Origin of the sequence: Micromonospora sp. C41, assembly GCF_018070485.1 — a bacterium.
GTDB classification, from domain to species: domain Bacteria; phylum Actinomycetota; class Actinomycetes; order Mycobacteriales; family Micromonosporaceae; genus Micromonospora; species Micromonospora chalcea.
The window spans coordinates 1-968 of the sequence record NZ_JAGPXP010000071.1; the positions used below are offsets into that span (position 1 = coordinate 1).

The following is a 968-nucleotide window of genomic DNA, read 5'->3' on the forward strand; positions in this document are numbered from 1 at the left end:
ACCGGGCGTTTCCCCTCCGCCATGACCGCCGTAACTCTATGAACATGTCAACCAACCCAACCTGTGGGTGATCGTTTGTTCAGAGTTGCACAGTGGACGCGTAGCAGCTTGGTAGTCAAGTCCTCGGCCTATTAGTACCGGTCAACTGAACCCGTTACCGGGCTTACATTTCCGGCCTATCAACCCAGTCGTCTAGCTGGGGGCCTTACCCCACAAAGTGGGTGGGATACCTCATCTTGAAGCGAGCTTCCCGCTTAGATGCTTTCAGCGGTTATCCCTTCCGAACGTAGCTAACCAGCCGTGCCCCTGGCGGGACAACTGGCACACCAGAGGTTCGTCCGTCCCGGTCCTCTCGTACTAGGGACAGCCCTTCTCAAGTATCCTACGCGCACGGCGGATAGGGACCGAACTGTCTCACGACGTTCTAAACCCAGCTCGCGTACCGCTTTAATGGGCGAACAGCCCAACCCTTGGGACCTGCTACAGCCCCAGGATGCGACGAGCCGACATCGAGGTGCCAAACCATCCCGTCGATATGGACTCTTGGGGAAGATCAGCCTGTTATCCCCGGGGTACCTTTTATCCGTTGAGCGACACCGCTTCCACATGCCAGTGCCGGATCACTAGTCCCGACTTTCGTCCCTGCTCGACCTGTCAGTCTCACAGTCAAGCTCCCTTGTGCACTTGCACTCAACACCTGATTGCCAACCAGGCTGAGGGAACCTTTGGGCGCCTCCGTTACCCTTTAGGAGGCAACCGCCCCAGTTAAACTACCCACCAGACACTGTCCCTGAACCGGATAACGGTCCGAAGTTAGATACCCAAATCAACCAGAGTGGTATTTCAAGATTGCCTCCACCCATACTGGCGTATAGGCTTCACCGGCTCCCACCTATCCTACACAAGCTAATTCAGATACCAATGTCAAGCTATAGTAAAGGTCCCGGGGTCTTTCCGTCCTGCCGCGC

1 rRNA gene is annotated in these 968 nt (G+C 56.1%); it reads right to left on the bottom strand.

Annotated features, from left to right (window positions below):
• Positions 1–111: 111 nt before the first annotated feature.
• Positions 112–968: ribosomal RNA gene (locus KBX43_RS31240) — 23S ribosomal RNA — on the bottom strand; the annotation flags it as partial.